The organism is Serratia sp. MYb239 (assembly GCF_002966855.1).
GTDB lineage: Bacteria > Pseudomonadota > Gammaproteobacteria > Enterobacterales > Enterobacteriaceae > Serratia_B > Serratia_B rhizosphaerae.
This window is the reverse complement of record NZ_CP023268.1, coordinates 2492588-2506228: the sequence shown is the minus strand read 5'-3', so window position 1 is coordinate 2506228 and position 13641 is coordinate 2492588. Positions and strand designations below refer to the sequence as shown.

Sequence of the window (13641 nt, the reverse complement as noted above, 5' to 3'; positions counted from 1 at the left end):
GACAAAAAAACACCGCCGTCGGCGGTGTCGTCAGTATAGCCTTGAACCTTGCGCAAAGGGACTTATAAGCCGCGTTTTTCCATCAGCAGCGCCAGATCGATCAGGCGGTTGGAGAAGCCCCATTCGTTATCATACCAGGCGAGGATTTTCACCATCTTGCCGCCAATCACCAGCGTCGACAGCCCGTCAATAATTGAAGATCGCGGATCGCCGCGGTAGTCGCTCGATACCAGCGGCTCATCGCTGTAGCCCAGAATGCCCTGCAGCGGGCCGGATGCGGCGGCGCTGCGGAACGCGGCATTAATTTCTTCAGCCGTCGCCTCGCGCTGCAGGTTGACCGTTAAATCGACGATGGACACTACCGGTACCGGAACACGCAGCGAATAGCCGGTCATCCGGCCGTCCAGTTCGGGGATCACTTTGCCGATCGCCTTGGCGGCACCGCTGGAGTACGGCACGATGGAAACGGCGGCGGCCCGTGCGCCGCGCAGATCTTTTTCCGGCTGGTCGTGCAGCGCCTGGCTGTTGGTATAGGCGTGGGTGGTGTTCATCAGGCCATGTTCAATGCCGAATGCCTGATGCAGCACCTGGGCGGCAGGCGCCAGACCATTGGTGGTGCAACTGCCGTTGCTGACCACCTGATGCCGCGCCGGATCGTACTGCGCGTCATTGACGCCCATCACGATGGTGATGTCGTCATCCTTGCCCGGGGCGGAAATAATCACGCGTTTGGCGCCGCCGTGGGTGATATGCGCCATCGCTTTGGCTTTCTCGGTGAATAAGCCGGTGGCTTCGATAACCACGTCCACCCCGGCGCTGCGCCAGGGGATCGCCGCCGGATCCCGTTCTGAAAACACGCGGATCGTTCGGCCTTCAACCTTCAGCTGGCCTTCACCGGCCTCGACCTCCGCCGCGAATGTGCCGGCCAGTGAATCATATTTCAGCAGATGGGCCAGGGTGCGGCTGTCGGTGAGATCGTTAACCGCCACGACCTGAAAATCTGTCCGTCCAAGCGCGGCGCGCAACACGTTACGTCCAATCCTGCCGAAGCCGTTGATGCCTACGTTGACCATGATGAACTCCTTCGTTATCGGTGTCTGTCATCAATGTAGTGCGGCGCAGTTTTGGCGTAAATGACAATAAACAATCAATTCAGGACAGGTGTCGTGCGCAAAAGCGCTGCCGGTACTCCGTCGGCGTCAGCTGCAGGTTTCTCTCGAGCACCCGGCGTAGATTGAGGCCGCTGCCGAAACCGGTGTCCACGGCGATCTGCTCAATGCCCTGCGTCGTTTGCTCCAGCCGCTGTCTGGCGGCGTTCAGGCGTACTTCTTCCACGTATCTGGCCGGCGTGACGCCGGTGGTGCGGGTAAACACCCGGGTGAAATTGCGTGGGCTCATGGCGACGCGTTCCGCAAGCTGGGTGACGGAGAGCGGTTGCGTGAGGTTCTCCGCCAGCCAAGTCTGCAGCTGACAGATAGGGCCGTCACCGGCCTGATGCAGCAGGTAACGGCTGAACTGCGCCTGTCCGCCGGGACGCCGCAGGAACATCACCAAATCCTGCGCCACATCCCGCGCCAGGCTGAAACCGTGATCTTCTTCAACCAGCGCCAGGGTCAGGTCGAAGCCGGAACTGACGCCGGCCGAGGTCCAGATATTGCCGTCCTGCACATAGATCGGCCCTCTGTCGACCGTTACCTGCGGAAACTCCGCCTGCAGACGTTCCAGCAGCCGCCAGTGGGTCGTGGCGTGACGGCCGTTCAGCAAGCCGGCCTGCGCCAGCAGCAGCGCACCGCCGCAGATTGAGGCGATCCGGCGGGCGTGGTGCTCCGCCTGCTGCAGCCAGTGCACCACGCTCAGGTTCTCGGCGTCGGACTGGCCCTTATTGGCGACCATCACGGTGTCGTAAGGATGCGTAGGGTCAAGATCGCACAGCCGCCGATCGGCCAGCAGATTCAGGCCTGAGACGCCGTGCACCACCCGGTGCGACTGGGTGGTGGCCACCGTTACCCGATAGGCGGCGCCGGGGGCATCCTGCGGCAGCAGGCGGTTGGCCTGCGTCAGAATATCGGCGACGCCCGCCGCCTCAAACAGCATGCCCCCGTCGGGGACGATAATCAGAAAATCATGCATGGCGGATAAAGTCTAATTGATATGAATGGAGACAAGTTTAAGGCCTGCGCGGGGGGCGTGCCAGTCCTGATGTAACCGGCAGGGTCATCCCCGCTTGTGATGCTGGGCAGAGCTTCTGCCCGTCACACGGTATTGATTAAAAATGGCGCATTGATCAATCAAAACGATAGAAAATAGCGTCGTGATGAATGCCCGTACCACCACTATCCTTAAACAGAGCCGCTGCCGGCATAACCGTGCAGTCGGCGAAGTGAGTTCACACCATAAACCTGAGGGAGAAATGCAATGGGATTTGTCACAACGAAAGACGGCGTCGAGATTTTCTACAAAGACTGGGGCCCGAAGGATGCACAGGTTATCTTTTTCCACCACGGCTGGCCGTTGAGTTCAGATGACTGGGATGCGCAGATGCTGTTTTTCCTGGCGCACGGCTACCGCGTCGTTGCCCACGATCGCCGTGGGCATGGGCGTTCCAGCCAGGTTTGGGACGGACACGATATGGACCACTATGCCGATGACGTGGCGGCGGTGGTTGATCACCTCGGTATTCAAAAAGCGGTGCACGTCGGCCACTCAACCGGCGGCGGCGAGGTGGCGCACTATATTGCCCGCCACGGTGACAGCCGCGTCGCCAAGGCGGTGCTGATCAGCGCGGTGCCGCCGCTGATGGTGAAAACCGACGCCAACCCCGGCGGCCTGCCCAAATCGGTGTTCGATGATATGCAGGCGCAGCTGGCCGCCAACCGGGCGCAATTTTATCATGACGTGCCGGCGGGGCCGTTCTACGGCTACAACCGTCCCGGCGCGCAGCCTTCCGAAGGCATCATCAGAAACTGGTGGCGTCAGGGTATGATGGGCAGCGCCAAGGCGCACTATGACGGCATTGTCGCCTTTTCACAGACCGACTTCAGCGACGATCTGCGTAGCATCACCATTCCGGTGCTGGTGATGCACGGCGACGACGATCAGATTGTGCCTTATGACAATTCCGGTCCGCTGTCGGCCAAGCTGTTGCCCAACGGCACGCTGAAAACCTATCACGGTTTCCCGCATGGCATGCCAACCACCGAGGCAGAGACGATCAACGCCGATCTGCTGGCATTTATCCAGAACGGTTAATCCGCTTGCCTGAGCCGGGGGAAACCCCGGCTTTTTATATTACCCTGCAGAATCGCGAAGCAATGCCTTTTGCTTACTGAAATCTCCCTGCCGCCAGTTCCTACCTCAACGAGGCAATAAACCGCTCGTCCTCCGTGGCCGATCTCGCAATCCCTGGGTAAAGTCATGGCGCCATGGCTGTTTTTCGCGTAACGTCTTCTGATAATTTTTTATCATTTTATCTCATGTTGGAAGAGCGATGGCGGCAAAAAAAGTGACGCTGGCGGAGATCGCCAGGCAAGCGCAGGTGGGGATCGCCACGGTTGACCGGGTGTTGAACAACCGGGCGCCGGTGAGACCGGGTACGGAACGTAAGGTGCTGGAGACCGCCCGGCGGCTGGGCTTTAATCTGGAGCAATCCCATTACCGACTGGTGGCCGGCAAGTCAGCGGTCAGCCTGAAAATGGGTTTTATTCTGCTGCGCGAATCGCACTCTTTTTATCACCTGCTGAGCGAGGCGCTGCAGCAGCATGCGGCACCTTACCATCACTCACAACAGGCGCCGATATTTATCCATCACGATATTAACGCCATTGAACATACCGTGGCGGCCATTGAGCAGCTCAGTGAACAGGTGGATGTCATCGGCCTGGTCGCGCTGGATAACCCGCTGATTCGCCATGCTGTGGAGCAGGCGGTCGCCAGAGGGGTACAGGTTTTCACGCTGTTTTCGGATCTGTCCGCACCAGGGCGGACGGGCTATATCGGCATGGACAACCAAAAAATGGGGCGTACCGCCGCCTGGGCCATTGACCGTATGAGCCGGCCCGACGGCGACATCGGGATTATCATTGGTGATAACCGGTTTATGTGTCAGGAGACCTGTGAGATCAGCTTTCGCTCCTATCTGCGGGAGCAGGGTAAAGGGCGAAGGGTACTGGAGCCGGTGCTGGGCCATGAGCAACAGCAGCAGGCGTTTGCCGTCACGGAACGCCTGCTGCAGCAGTACCCCGCGCTGACGGCTCTCTATGCGCCGTGCGGCGGCGTGGAAGGCATCATCGACGCGCTGCGCCAATACGGCAGGCAGCAGGAGGTGATGCTGGTCTGCCATGGCCCGGTTCAGGGCGGCGAACTGGCGCTGATCGACGGCAGCGTGGATGTGATGCTGTCGCAGCGGCTGGATGCGTTGGCGGCGGCGGTGATCCGCACCTTCGTCAATGCCGCGCTGCAAACACCGGGCGGCTTTATCAGCGCTCTCCAGCCGTTTGATATCATCACCAAAGAAAACCTCTGATTCCGTAAAAAACCTTCACCTTGTCATCGCTCCATGCCTCATGCGTGGAGCCGCGTCGGTTTGTCGCTATTTTTGATAAAAAACCATCATATAGACTATCAAAATAAATATGACCCTCGTCAAAAAATGAAAATTCCATCATTGCTGACAATGAAATTTTCATTCAACACTGAGGGCATTTCCTCGACAGCGTGAACGCATGAAGGCTTCAGGCACAAAACATCATATCCGCTACGTGATGGCCATTTGCTGTTTGACTATGATTCCTCGGTGATTTCCGGCGCGATTGAACCGCTGGTTAGCGAAAGTTTGCGTTACTTACAGTCCGTCGGTTTTAAACAGGAGACAGCAGTATGATTAATGGTGTTAAACCACTGGAGAGATCGCTGCGCTGGGGCATGGTGGGCGGCGGCGGCACCAGTCAGATTGGCTATATTCACCGTTCCGCCGCGCTGCGCGACGGCACGTTTACGCTGCTGGCCGGCGCTTTCGATATTGATGCGCAGCGCGGACGCGCATTTGGCGTAAGCCTGGGGGTGGCGGAGGAGCGCTGCTATGCGGATTTTCAGACGATGTTTCAGGCGGAGGCGGCGCGGGAAGACGGCATTGAGGCGGTTTCCATCGCGACCCCCAATAACACGCACTATGCCATTTGCCGTGCGGCGCTGGAGGCCGGTCTGCATGTGGTCTGTGAGAAGCCGCTGTGCTTCAACAGTCAGGAAGCCGAGGAACTGGCCGCGCTGAGCCGCCGGCAGAATAAAATTATCGGCGTGACCTACGGCTATGCCGGCCATCAGCTGATTTTGCAGGCGCGGCAGATGATTGCCGACGGACAGCTCGGCGAGATCCGCATCGTTAATATGCAATTCTGTCATGGTTTCCACGCCCAGCCGGTTGAGCAGGACAACCCCAGCACCCGCTGGCGCGTTGATCCGCGCTTTGTCGGCCCCAGCTATGTGTTGGGTGATTTGGCGACCCATACTTTATTCCTCGCGGAGACCATGGCGCCGATGCTGAAGATTCAGCGCCTGATGTGTTCGCGCCAGAGTTTTGTCAAAAGCCGAGCGCCGCTGGAAGATAATGCCCATGTCCTGATGGAATTTGATAACGGCGCCATCGGTTCACTGTGGTGTTCGGCGGTCAACAGCGGTTCGATGCACGGGCAGAAAATCCGCATCGTCGGTGAAAAGGCCAGCCTGGAGTGGTGGGATGAACAGCCCAACCAGCTGCGGTTTGAAGTGCAGGGCGAGCCGGTGCGCATTCTGGAGCGCGGCATGGGCTATCTGGACGCGCTGGCGCTGCAGGACGATCGCATCGGCGGCGGCCATGCGGAAGGGCTGTTCGAAGCCTGGTCGAATCTGTATCGCCGCTTTGCCGTCGCCATGGACGCCAGCGATCGTCACGATGAAGCGCTGCTGAAAGACTTCTGGTATCCCGATGTGAACGCCGGCGTAATGGGGGTGCGCTGGGTGGAAAACTGCGTCCGCTCGGCAGACAACGGCGCCAGCTGGGTGGCGTTTAGTTAGTCGGACAAACGCAGCCGGCGAGGTGGCGCTGCGCGAAACGGCCAGAGCGGCGATAGGGAAATTACCGTTCTGGCGCTGAGTAACGGATACTGCCTACTTAATCACAATGCCCTTAAAGAAACATTGCGTTAATGTCCCCGGTACGTGCAGGCCATGTGCCCATTGGGTTACCGTGCGTTTTTCTTTTGCTTCCACCATCCCGCCCCAGACATCAATAAATTTATTGTCGTTAAAGAAAAACACGCCGGGATCGGAGATCTCCGTGGATGCAAAAACGGCCAGCCATTTATCTTCGGCCAGCACCTCGGTGATGTCGATGGTTGCCAACTTTACTTTTTCGGTTAACGCGCTTTGGACCAATTCCTGATAAACATGCCTGTTGTCTGCATTAATCGTGGTTTTCAGCGGTGCGCAACCGTCAGCGGCGCTGGCCAGGTCGGTAAATAAGAAGAGCGGGAGGGTAAACGCCAGTGCTGTTGTTCTCATTTGCGGGTCTCGCGTTGTTTGGTGGCCTGGAGTATAAAAAGTGGAGTCAGGCATAGCGAAAAACACCTCCGCCACCTGCTGAAAACGCGCTGCCCACAGGGTTGGCTGGCAGCGCCTGAAGGGCTATTTTTTCTTTCTCGCCTCCCGGTCCAAGGCGCGCTGTTCATCGGCATCTTCGAGTTCATCCTGCCGCATCAGGCAATTGGCATACGCCTCGGTTCCCCGGGTAAAACCATAGCCGTCACAGACTTTTTGGTGATTTTCCAGCGTGATCGCATCAAGTTCGTCACTGAGCCCGCATCCGGATAAAAGTACTACTGCCGCCGTAAACAATACCGTTCGCATGTGATTCCCCGCGTTTAAAAGACAACCTGTCCTTGAGACGTTTGCGTTTAATCATAGGTAAGGCTTTACCGTTGCGCCAACCCTGGTCGCGATTGCGCATACGGACGAGCGCTGCGCGGGGAATCAGAGCGCTGCGTCAGCCGTCAGTTGAGCGACTGGCCGCTTCCCAGGCATCGATCTCGGTGATCATCCGCTGCAGCTTGTCCCTGACCAGCGTTACGGCATCACTCCCCAACAGCAGCGACGTCGGGGGCGCGGGGCTGTCAAGTAACTGCAAAATGGCACTGGCCGCCTTAACCGGATCGCCGGGCTGATGGCCGCTGCGCTTCATGCGCGTCTCACGGATGGGAGCGAAGCTGCGGTCGTAATCGCTGATGCTGCGTGCCGCACGCACCATGGAACGCCCGGCCCAATCGGTGCGGAAAGATCCCGGTTGAACGGCCGTCACGACAATATTAAATGGCTTCAGCTCCTGCGTTAACGTTTCTGAAATACCCTGCAGAGCGAACTTGCTGCCGCAGTAGTAACTGATGCCAGGCATGGTGATAAATCCGCCCATTGAGGTGATGTTAAGAATATGGCCAGCGCGTCGTGCGCGGAAATAGGGCAGAAACGCTTTAATCAGCGCGACGGCGCCAAAGACGTTGACGTTAAACTGCTGGATCATGTCATCCATGGGTGACTCTTCCATCACGCCTTCATGGCCGTAACCGGCGTTATTGACCAGCACATCGACGGCGCCAATGTCCTGCTCTACGGCGTCAACCAGCGGCGGAATGGCGCTGAAGTCCGTAACGTCCAGGATCCTGCCGAAACACCGGCCAGGCGACAGCGCTTCGAACGCTTCTTTAGCCTGTTCATTTCTTAACGTGCCGACGACCCGGTACCCGGCCTGCAGCGCCTGTTCCGCCAGCGCGCGGCCAAACCCGCTGCTGACGCCGGTGATAAACAATAACTTTGCTGATGTCATCAGGTATTCCCTCCGTTATGTAGAGCCGCCAGCATACGGCGGGGGAAGCGTTGCGCGTAGCCCGGATCCTCTCGGTGTTTTGCCTATTCCTATGAGCGGGCTGGACGCGTCAGAACCGCAGTGGCACACTGGAAATCCCTCCCACGGCTAGCACAGGCGCTATGACACACACATCCCGACAGATCCGCCGCCAGATGGTTACGCTGCTGGATCGTCTGACGCCGCATGAAGGCTATAACCTCACCGCGTTGCCCGATGTCCGTTTTTTACGTTCCAACCGGCCGCTGCTGCGCACGCCGGTGCTGTATGAGCCGGGGATCGTGATTGTGGTGCAGGGAAGCAAGCGCGGTTTTCTGGGAAATGATGTCTATTTGTATGATGCGCAGCATTATCTGATGGTCTCGGTGCCGGTGCCGTTCACCATGGAAACGGACGCCAGCGCGGCGGAACCGATGCTGGCGATTTACATCCGGCTGGATTTTAACTTGGCCGCCGACCTGATGCTGGCGCTGGATGGCCGCGGTGTTGCCGATACCGACGCCCCGCGCAGTATGATGTCGAGCCGCATGGATGCGCCGCTCAGCCGTTCCGTACTGCGTTTTCTGCAGATTATGGCGTCGCCGCTGGATGCAGAGATGTTAGGGCCGTCGATGCTGCGGGAACTTTACTACCGGGTGCTGAGCGGCGAACAGGGGCCGGTGATGAGAAGCGCGCTCACGATGCAGGGCCAGTTTGGCAAGGTGGCGAAAGCCTTGCGCAAGCTGCACGCCGAGTACGCTTCACATCTGGATGTGGCGGCGCTGGCGCAGGAAGCCGGCATGAGCGTGCCGACCTTCCACAGCCATTTCAAAACTGTGACCAATACTTCGCCGATACAATACCTGAAATCGACGCGGCTGCATCAGGCTCGCCTGCTGATGCTGCGCAATAACTTCACGGTGTCGGCCGCCGGCGTCCGGGTGGGTTATGAGAGCGTTTCGCAGTTCAGCCGTGAGTTCAAGCGCCTGTTCGGGCTGACGCCGCTGCAAGAGGTTGAACGAATGAAACGCACCTTCGCCATACCCGCGTCGATGACACCTTCAGAATTTGTCTCTTCGCATTGAGCGGGGAAATGGCGCATGGCCGTATTATCCCTGGCCGTGCCAGCGGTTCCAGGCCAGAATCAGCAGCCAGGCGGCGACCAGCCAGCACACCACCGCGGCAGTCAGCGCCGTCGGCAGTTTGACATAGCCCAGCAGCACATAGAGCGAAACCAGGTAGGCCATGTAGGGGAACACCGCCCACATGCCAAACAGGATGGTGGTGCGTAAATCTTCCAGAGAGCGTTCGGTGCCGACAATATAGTGGGCGATCAGGGCGAAGGTAGGAAAAAGGGGAACCAGACCGGCAATATAGTAGTTGCGTGATTTGGATAATACGCCGATCAGAATGACCACCAGCGCACCGATTAACGCCTTGATTCCCAGCCCCATATCGTACCCTTGTAAGCTTTAAGCCACTGATTTGGCTATGTTGGCACGTCTGTTGTTTTTTTGCACGTGCAAAGTGGGGCGGGTTTGGCGGTGTAGCGAAACAGGGGGCAAGGTGATATGCAGGATATGGCCGTTAGGATATTGAAATACATATCTCACTTTGTATGAGTAACAATCAGGGAGTGTTTGGACCTATTTATATGTTATTTTTAGATAAAAGGAGGGAACGTATGAGTGAATTAAAGGAAGGTAGCCTACGGTTGCTTACGCTAGGTGAGATAAAGATCGCAAAATCTGTTTTTGGAGATGCGATCTATTATAACAAAGTTTGGATTCATCATGGGAGCTTTCTCCCTTTCGGTCTGCAAAACAAAAATACGGGTATGGCCCCCAATGGGGAGTTGTACTTCAGGCGTTGGTATACTCAGGATTTTTCAACGGCTTCCTACCCTCACAGACGTCTTTTTATTCATGAGCTCACCCACGTTTGGCAACGTGAGAGAGGGATGAATGTGATGGTAAGGGGTTTGATGAGTTTTGCTGTTAGCTATCGCTACAGGTTAGATGGCAGACCCTTGAGACGTTACCCTATGGAACAACAGGCCCAGATTATCGCTGATTACTTTATCCTCCATAATTACGGCTATCCGGTTTGGTTGACACTCAAACGAAGGGGCGACGTCACGTTAGATGGCGACTTCTCCGAGTCTGTTATCCGACGACAGTATCAGGAAGCAATGCGTTATTTCCCATGGGGATGATGATGAAAACTAAAATCTTAAATCGTGCCACTTTGCTGTTCGCATCGGTTCTTCTGCTGTCAGGATGTCCCGGAACTGGCGACAGGCTAACGTCTGACGAGACAGCCACGGCGAGTAAGGTCGGGGAAGACGTTTGTTTCCAGGTTCCTGACAGCAAAGACTATCAGCCATCTCTTATCTCTATAAATCCCAGGAATACTCCGCCGCAGCGATTATCGGTGACCGATTCACCCGATTTAACGGTAAAAAACGGCATGCTGTGTATCCCCCCCGAGTTTTATCAGTTTCCGCTAACAGGGCAATTTATCGTGCAATATATACTGGCCTCGCCGACGGAGAGCACATCATCAAGAAGCGTGGTGGCCGGGATTGAGTTATCGGGCGGGCAAGTTAGAAATATACCGCTCACTGACGCGGAGATAACGCGTTGATGCATAATGCCGCCAAACAGGATGGTGGCACCTAAGCACCAAAATGCGTTTAATACCTATAACAGTCAACTCAGGGCAGACGATGAAAAGACGCTATGTTATTGCGGATGTTTTTACGGATCGGCCGTTTCTCGGTAATCCTGTCGCGGTTGTTTTAGACGCCGAGGGGATGAGCACGGAGCAGATGCAGCGGATTGCCGTTGAATTTGGTTATAGTGAAACAACGTTTGTGCTTCCTCCGGAAGAGACGTCCAATACGGCACGCGTCCGAATTTTCACGCCATCGCGTGAAATTCCGTTCGCCGGGCATCCTAATGTCGGCACCGCTTTTGTGCTGGCAAGCTATGCCGCAGTCAAGGGAGAGGCGCTTCCTGATACTGTGCTTTTTGAGGAAGGCGCCGGTCTGGTGCCGGTCAGGCTGATAAAAGACAACGGGGCAGTCACCGGCGCAGAGCTTCTGGCGCCAGAGGCATTGTCATGCCGTTCCGAAGTCAGTCTGGAAAACGTGGCCGCCTGCCTTTCACTGGCAACGGAAGATATCCGCACACAAGTGCATAGGCCGCAGGTTGTTTCGGTTGGCTTGCCTTTCCTTGTGGTGGAGCTGGTGTCCCGTGATGCGCTTCGCCGCTGCGTGCCAAATCTGCAGGGATTTCGTGCCGTTCTGCCGCTTGATGGTGCGGTGTCAATCTATGCGTATACGTCAGACACCACACCCGAAGAGCGGTGCGACCTGCAGGCGCGCATGTTTACTCCCCGTATGACGGAAGATCCGGCGACAGGCAGTGCGACCGCGGCGGTGACGGCTCTGTTGGCACAGCGCCATGGTAAAACGCTGCTGTCTCTGCGCGTCAGCCAGGGGGTAGATATGGGGCGTGCAAGTTTACTTTGTGCAAGCTATGACGCCACGTCGACAAGGCCGTGTATCCGGGTAGGAGGCAACAGCGTCATCACGATGGAAGGGACATTTAGCCTGTGACGCCGGATCGGCTCCGTCAGCAGAGCCGGCTTCGGTCAGATATTTGAAGTCCGCTTTCTCGCGGCAGCGCACGATCATCCATTGATATTGTTTGCTGATGGCGGGAGAATTCGCTTACTTTATCTAGTGCACTAGAATATCAACCAACAGATTTTTGCGATGACGATGAATAAAAAAGAACCGCGGGGGATTGGCACAGAGCTTTCCTTCGCGTTGTACGGCGCGGCAAACCGGATGCACCGGATGCACAAACCTTTTCTCGACCCGCTGGGGCTGACTTTCCCGCAGTACCTGGTGATGCTGGAACTGTTCAGCGGGACGCCGCGTTCTGTCGGGGAACTGGGTAACAGTCTGGGGATGGATACCGGGACGATAACGCCTTTACTAAAGCGGCTGGAGGCTTCGGGCAGGGTATTGCGCCGGCGCGATCCGAGCGACGAGCGCCGGGTGCTGATCACGCTGACCGCCGGTGGCGAAGCGCTGCGTGAGGAACTCTGGTCCGTCACCGACAAAATCCGCTCGGCGTGCCAGCTGACGGAGGAAGGATTGGTTCAGCTGCGCGATACGCTCAACGACTTTGCGCATCCGGCAGCGGAATAAGTCATAAACGATTCAGGATACTGAGGAGACCTACGATGAATATCAGCATTATTGGCGCAGGCAGCATCGGCGCGACACTGGCGAGTAAACTTTCTGCCTGCGGCCATCACGTGAAGCTGGCAAACTCCAGGGGGCCGGCGACGATCGTTGATATCGCCCGCCAGGCCAACGCCGTGGCGGTGAGCCGGGAAGAGGCCGTCAGTGACGCCGAGGTGATTATCCTGGCCATCCCGTTTGCTAACCACACCGACGTCGCGACCTGGCTGAGCAACGCGCCAGCCGGCGTGACGATTATTGATACCTCAAATTATTATCCGTTCCGCGATGGCGCTATCGCCGAGATTGAGCAGGGCAAGCCGGAGGGCGTTTGGGCCAGCGAGCAGCTCGGACGGCCTCTGATCAAAGCGTGGAATGCGGTGCTTGCCGCCACGCTGGCGGATAAAGGCTTGCCGGACGGCGCCGCTGAACGCATCGCGATTCCCGTGGCCGGAGATGATGAAAACGCCAAATCCATTGCCATGGCATTGGTCAGTGACACGGGATTCGAGCCTGTCGATGCGGGCCAACTGGCAGAATCCTGGCGTCAGCAACCCGGCACGCCTGCCTATTGTACGGAATTGTCTCCTGCCGAGCTAAAGGCGGCTCTGCAGCATGCGGATAAAGCCCGCGCAGCGAAAAACAGGGATGTGCTGCTGGATGAGTTTATGTCTGCGGGCGAAACGCTGACCCACGATCGCATCGTGGCCCGCAACCGGGCGGTAACCGCTCCACGGTAGAGGGGCGTTTGGCGACGGACAATTCCCCCTGCCGGTCACAACGTAACAGCACGCCACAGGAATAATAGGGAAGCCCTGGGTCGAACACATTCGTGTAACCTTATCGCAAACTGGTCACTTGTTGTCGCTCAGGGCGCATTACGCTAAGCTGGATAAATGACTAAACATATCAATACAACCCCTGCGCGGGGCCCCGCGGACCACAGCGTCCGCGATCAGGTCGTGGACGCCGCCACCGAGCATTTCGGGCACTTTGGCTACGAAAAAACCACCGTGTCCGATCTCGCCAAAGCGATCGGTTTCTCCAAGGCGTATATCTATAAGTTTTTCGATTCCAAGCAGGCGATCGGCGAGGTGATCTGCAGTAACCGGCTGGCGATGATCATGGAGATTGTCCATGCGGCCATCGCCGATGCGCCGACGGCCGCCGAGAAGCTGAGACGCCTATTCAAAGCCCTGACGGAAGCCGGCAGCGACCTGTTTTTTCACGATCGCAAGCTTTATGACATCGCTGCGGTCGCTGCCCGTGACAGCTGGCCTTCAGCCGCGGCGCATGAGGAGCGTCTGCGGCAACTGATCGAGCAAATCATCCTTGAGGGCCGGCAGAACGGCGAGTTCGAGCGAAAAACGCCGTTGGATGAGGCGGCGCATGCGATATACCTGGTCATGCGGCCTTACATCAACCCGGTTCAGCTGCAGTACAACCTGGAAACGGCCTCATCGGCTGCCGTATTGTTGTCATCATTGATACTGAGAAGCCTGTCGCCTTGATTGGT

Annotated in this window: 16 protein-coding genes; 10 read left to right on the top strand and 6 right to left on the bottom strand. The window is 57.2% G+C overall.

Annotated features, from left to right (window positions below; genetic code table 11):
• Nucleotides 1–62 precede the first annotated feature (62 nt).
• Nucleotides 63–1073: a type I glyceraldehyde-3-phosphate dehydrogenase gene (gene gap, locus CLM71_RS12060; RefSeq protein ID WP_105231218.1), complete on the bottom strand. Its 1011-nt coding sequence runs from the start codon at nucleotides 1071–1073 to the stop codon at nucleotides 63–65.
• A 79-nt stretch (nucleotides 1074–1152) separates the two neighbouring features.
• Nucleotides 1153–2130 carry a GlxA family transcriptional regulator gene (locus CLM71_RS12055; protein ID WP_105231217.1) on the bottom strand — a complete coding sequence of 326 codons (978 nt, stop codon included), beginning with the start codon at nucleotides 2128–2130 and terminating at the stop codon, nucleotides 1153–1155.
• 285 nt (nucleotides 2131–2415) lie between these two features.
• Between CLM71_RS12055 and CLM71_RS12050 the strand changes: the two genes are divergently transcribed.
• From CLM71_RS12050 to CLM71_RS12040, 3 genes are all read left to right on the top strand, one after another.
• Complete coding sequence (locus tag CLM71_RS12050) at nucleotides 2416–3249, top strand: alpha/beta fold hydrolase (RefSeq protein WP_105231216.1); 834 nt, start codon at nucleotides 2416–2418, stop codon at nucleotides 3247–3249.
• A 238-nt stretch (nucleotides 3250–3487) separates the two neighbouring features.
• Entirely contained in the window at nucleotides 3488–4522 is a 1035-nt protein-coding gene (locus CLM71_RS12045; RefSeq protein WP_105231215.1) for a LacI family DNA-binding transcriptional regulator, read from the top strand.
• Between the two features lie 353 nt (nucleotides 4523–4875).
• Entirely contained in the window at nucleotides 4876–6048 is a 1173-nt protein-coding gene (locus CLM71_RS12040; RefSeq protein WP_105231214.1) for a Gfo/Idh/MocA family protein, read from the top strand.
• 93 nt (nucleotides 6049–6141) lie between these two features.
• On the opposite strand, the gene CLM71_RS12035 is transcribed toward CLM71_RS12040, so the two are convergent.
• The 3 genes from CLM71_RS12035 to CLM71_RS12025 form a co-directional block, all read right to left on the bottom strand.
• Nucleotides 6142–6588, bottom strand: a complete 447-nt coding sequence (locus CLM71_RS12035; RefSeq protein WP_232251552.1) for a hypothetical protein — start codon at nucleotides 6586–6588, stop codon at nucleotides 6142–6144.
• Nucleotides 6589–6657: 69 nt separating this feature from the next.
• On the bottom strand, nucleotides 6658–6879 hold the full coding sequence (locus tag CLM71_RS12030) for a hypothetical protein (protein ID WP_105231212.1): 222 nt from the start codon (nucleotides 6877–6879) through the stop codon (nucleotides 6658–6660).
• Nucleotides 6880–7015: 136 nt separating this feature from the next.
• On the bottom strand, nucleotides 7016–7849 hold the full coding sequence (locus CLM71_RS12025) for an oxidoreductase (RefSeq protein WP_105231211.1): 834 nt from the start codon (nucleotides 7847–7849) through the stop codon (nucleotides 7016–7018).
• A 161-nt stretch (nucleotides 7850–8010) separates the two neighbouring features.
• Here CLM71_RS12025 and CLM71_RS12020 point away from each other — a divergent pair, with 161 nt between their 5' ends.
• Entirely contained in the window at nucleotides 8011–8952 is a 942-nt protein-coding gene (locus CLM71_RS12020) for an AraC family transcriptional regulator (RefSeq protein ID WP_105231210.1), read from the top strand.
• Nucleotides 8953–8976: 24 nt separating this feature from the next.
• Here CLM71_RS12020 and CLM71_RS12015 read toward each other — a convergent pair whose 3' ends face one another.
• The gene (locus CLM71_RS12015) at nucleotides 8977–9321 is read right to left on the bottom strand and encodes a GlpM family protein (RefSeq protein ID WP_105231209.1); all 345 of its coding nucleotides are present in this window, start codon (nucleotides 9319–9321) and stop codon (nucleotides 8977–8979) included.
• Between the two features lie 230 nt (nucleotides 9322–9551).
• On the opposite strand from CLM71_RS12015, the gene CLM71_RS12010 reads away from it, so the two are divergent.
• From CLM71_RS12010 to CLM71_RS11985, 6 genes are all read left to right on the top strand, one after another.
• The gene (locus CLM71_RS12010) at nucleotides 9552–10082 is read left to right on the top strand and encodes a type IV secretion protein Rhs (RefSeq protein WP_105231208.1); all 531 of its coding nucleotides are present in this window, start codon (nucleotides 9552–9554) and stop codon (nucleotides 10080–10082) included.
• Nucleotides 10073–10513: a putative T6SS immunity periplasmic lipoprotein gene (locus tag CLM71_RS24455; RefSeq protein WP_370446953.1), complete on the top strand. Its 441-nt coding sequence runs from the start codon at nucleotides 10073–10075 to the stop codon at nucleotides 10511–10513. Before CLM71_RS12010 ends, CLM71_RS24455 begins: the two co-directional genes overlap by 10 nt.
• A gap of 82 nt (nucleotides 10514–10595) precedes the next feature.
• Nucleotides 10596–11489 carry a PhzF family phenazine biosynthesis protein gene (locus CLM71_RS12000; RefSeq protein ID WP_105233352.1) on the top strand — a complete coding sequence of 298 codons (894 nt, stop codon included), beginning with the start codon at nucleotides 10596–10598 and terminating at the stop codon, nucleotides 11487–11489.
• A gap of 243 nt (nucleotides 11490–11732) precedes the next feature.
• Entirely contained in the window at nucleotides 11733–12089 is a 357-nt protein-coding gene (locus CLM71_RS11995; protein ID WP_234008571.1) for a MarR family winged helix-turn-helix transcriptional regulator, read from the top strand.
• Between the two features lie 35 nt (nucleotides 12090–12124).
• Entirely contained in the window at nucleotides 12125–12865 is a 741-nt protein-coding gene (locus CLM71_RS11990) for an NADPH-dependent F420 reductase (protein WP_232251550.1), read from the top strand.
• Between the two features lie 156 nt (nucleotides 12866–13021).
• Nucleotides 13022–13636, top strand: a complete 615-nt coding sequence (locus tag CLM71_RS11985; protein ID WP_105231206.1) for a TetR/AcrR family transcriptional regulator — start codon at nucleotides 13022–13024, stop codon at nucleotides 13634–13636.
• Nucleotides 13637–13641: the final 5 nt, after the last annotated feature.

Excerpts from the sequence above, each read along its gene's own strand:
- CLM71_RS12025 (WP_105231211.1), bottom strand. The coding sequence starts at position 7,849 with ATGACATCAGCAAAGTTATTGTTTATCACCGGCGTCAGCAGCGGGTTT.
- CLM71_RS12010 (WP_105231208.1), top strand. The coding sequence starts at position 9,552 with ATGAGTGAATTAAAGGAAGGTAGCCTACGGTTGCTTACGCTAGGTGAG.
- CLM71_RS12045 (WP_105231215.1), top strand. The coding sequence starts at position 3,488 with ATGGCGGCAAAAAAAGTGACGCTGGCGGAGATCGCCAGGCAAGCGCAG.
- CLM71_RS11985 (WP_105231206.1), top strand. The coding sequence starts at position 13,022 with ATGACTAAACATATCAATACAACCCCTGCGCGGGGCCCCGCGGACCAC.
- CLM71_RS24455 (WP_370446953.1), top strand. The coding sequence starts at position 10,073 with ATGGGGATGATGATGAAAACTAAAATCTTAAATCGTGCCACTTTGCTG.
- CLM71_RS12035 (WP_232251552.1), bottom strand. The coding sequence starts at position 6,588 with ATGCCTGACTCCACTTTTTATACTCCAGGCCACCAAACAACGCGAGAC.
- CLM71_RS12015 (WP_105231209.1), bottom strand. The coding sequence starts at position 9,321 with ATGGGGCTGGGAATCAAGGCGTTAATCGGTGCGCTGGTGGTCATTCTG.
- CLM71_RS12000 (WP_105233352.1), top strand. The coding sequence starts at position 10,596 with ATGAAAAGACGCTATGTTATTGCGGATGTTTTTACGGATCGGCCGTTT.
- gap (WP_105231218.1), bottom strand. The coding sequence starts at position 1,073 with ATGGTCAACGTAGGCATCAACGGCTTCGGCAGGATTGGACGTAACGTG.
- CLM71_RS12055 (WP_105231217.1), bottom strand. The coding sequence starts at position 2,130 with ATGCATGATTTTCTGATTATCGTCCCCGACGGGGGCATGCTGTTTGAG.
- CLM71_RS11990 (WP_232251550.1), top strand. The coding sequence starts at position 12,125 with ATGAATATCAGCATTATTGGCGCAGGCAGCATCGGCGCGACACTGGCG.
- CLM71_RS12030 (WP_105231212.1), bottom strand. The coding sequence starts at position 6,879 with ATGCGAACGGTATTGTTTACGGCGGCAGTAGTACTTTTATCCGGATGC.
- CLM71_RS12020 (WP_105231210.1), top strand. The coding sequence starts at position 8,011 with ATGACACACACATCCCGACAGATCCGCCGCCAGATGGTTACGCTGCTG.
- CLM71_RS12040 (WP_105231214.1), top strand. The coding sequence starts at position 4,876 with ATGATTAATGGTGTTAAACCACTGGAGAGATCGCTGCGCTGGGGCATG.
- CLM71_RS11995 (WP_234008571.1), top strand. The coding sequence starts at position 11,733 with ATGCACAAACCTTTTCTCGACCCGCTGGGGCTGACTTTCCCGCAGTAC.
- CLM71_RS12050 (WP_105231216.1), top strand. The coding sequence starts at position 2,416 with ATGGGATTTGTCACAACGAAAGACGGCGTCGAGATTTTCTACAAAGAC.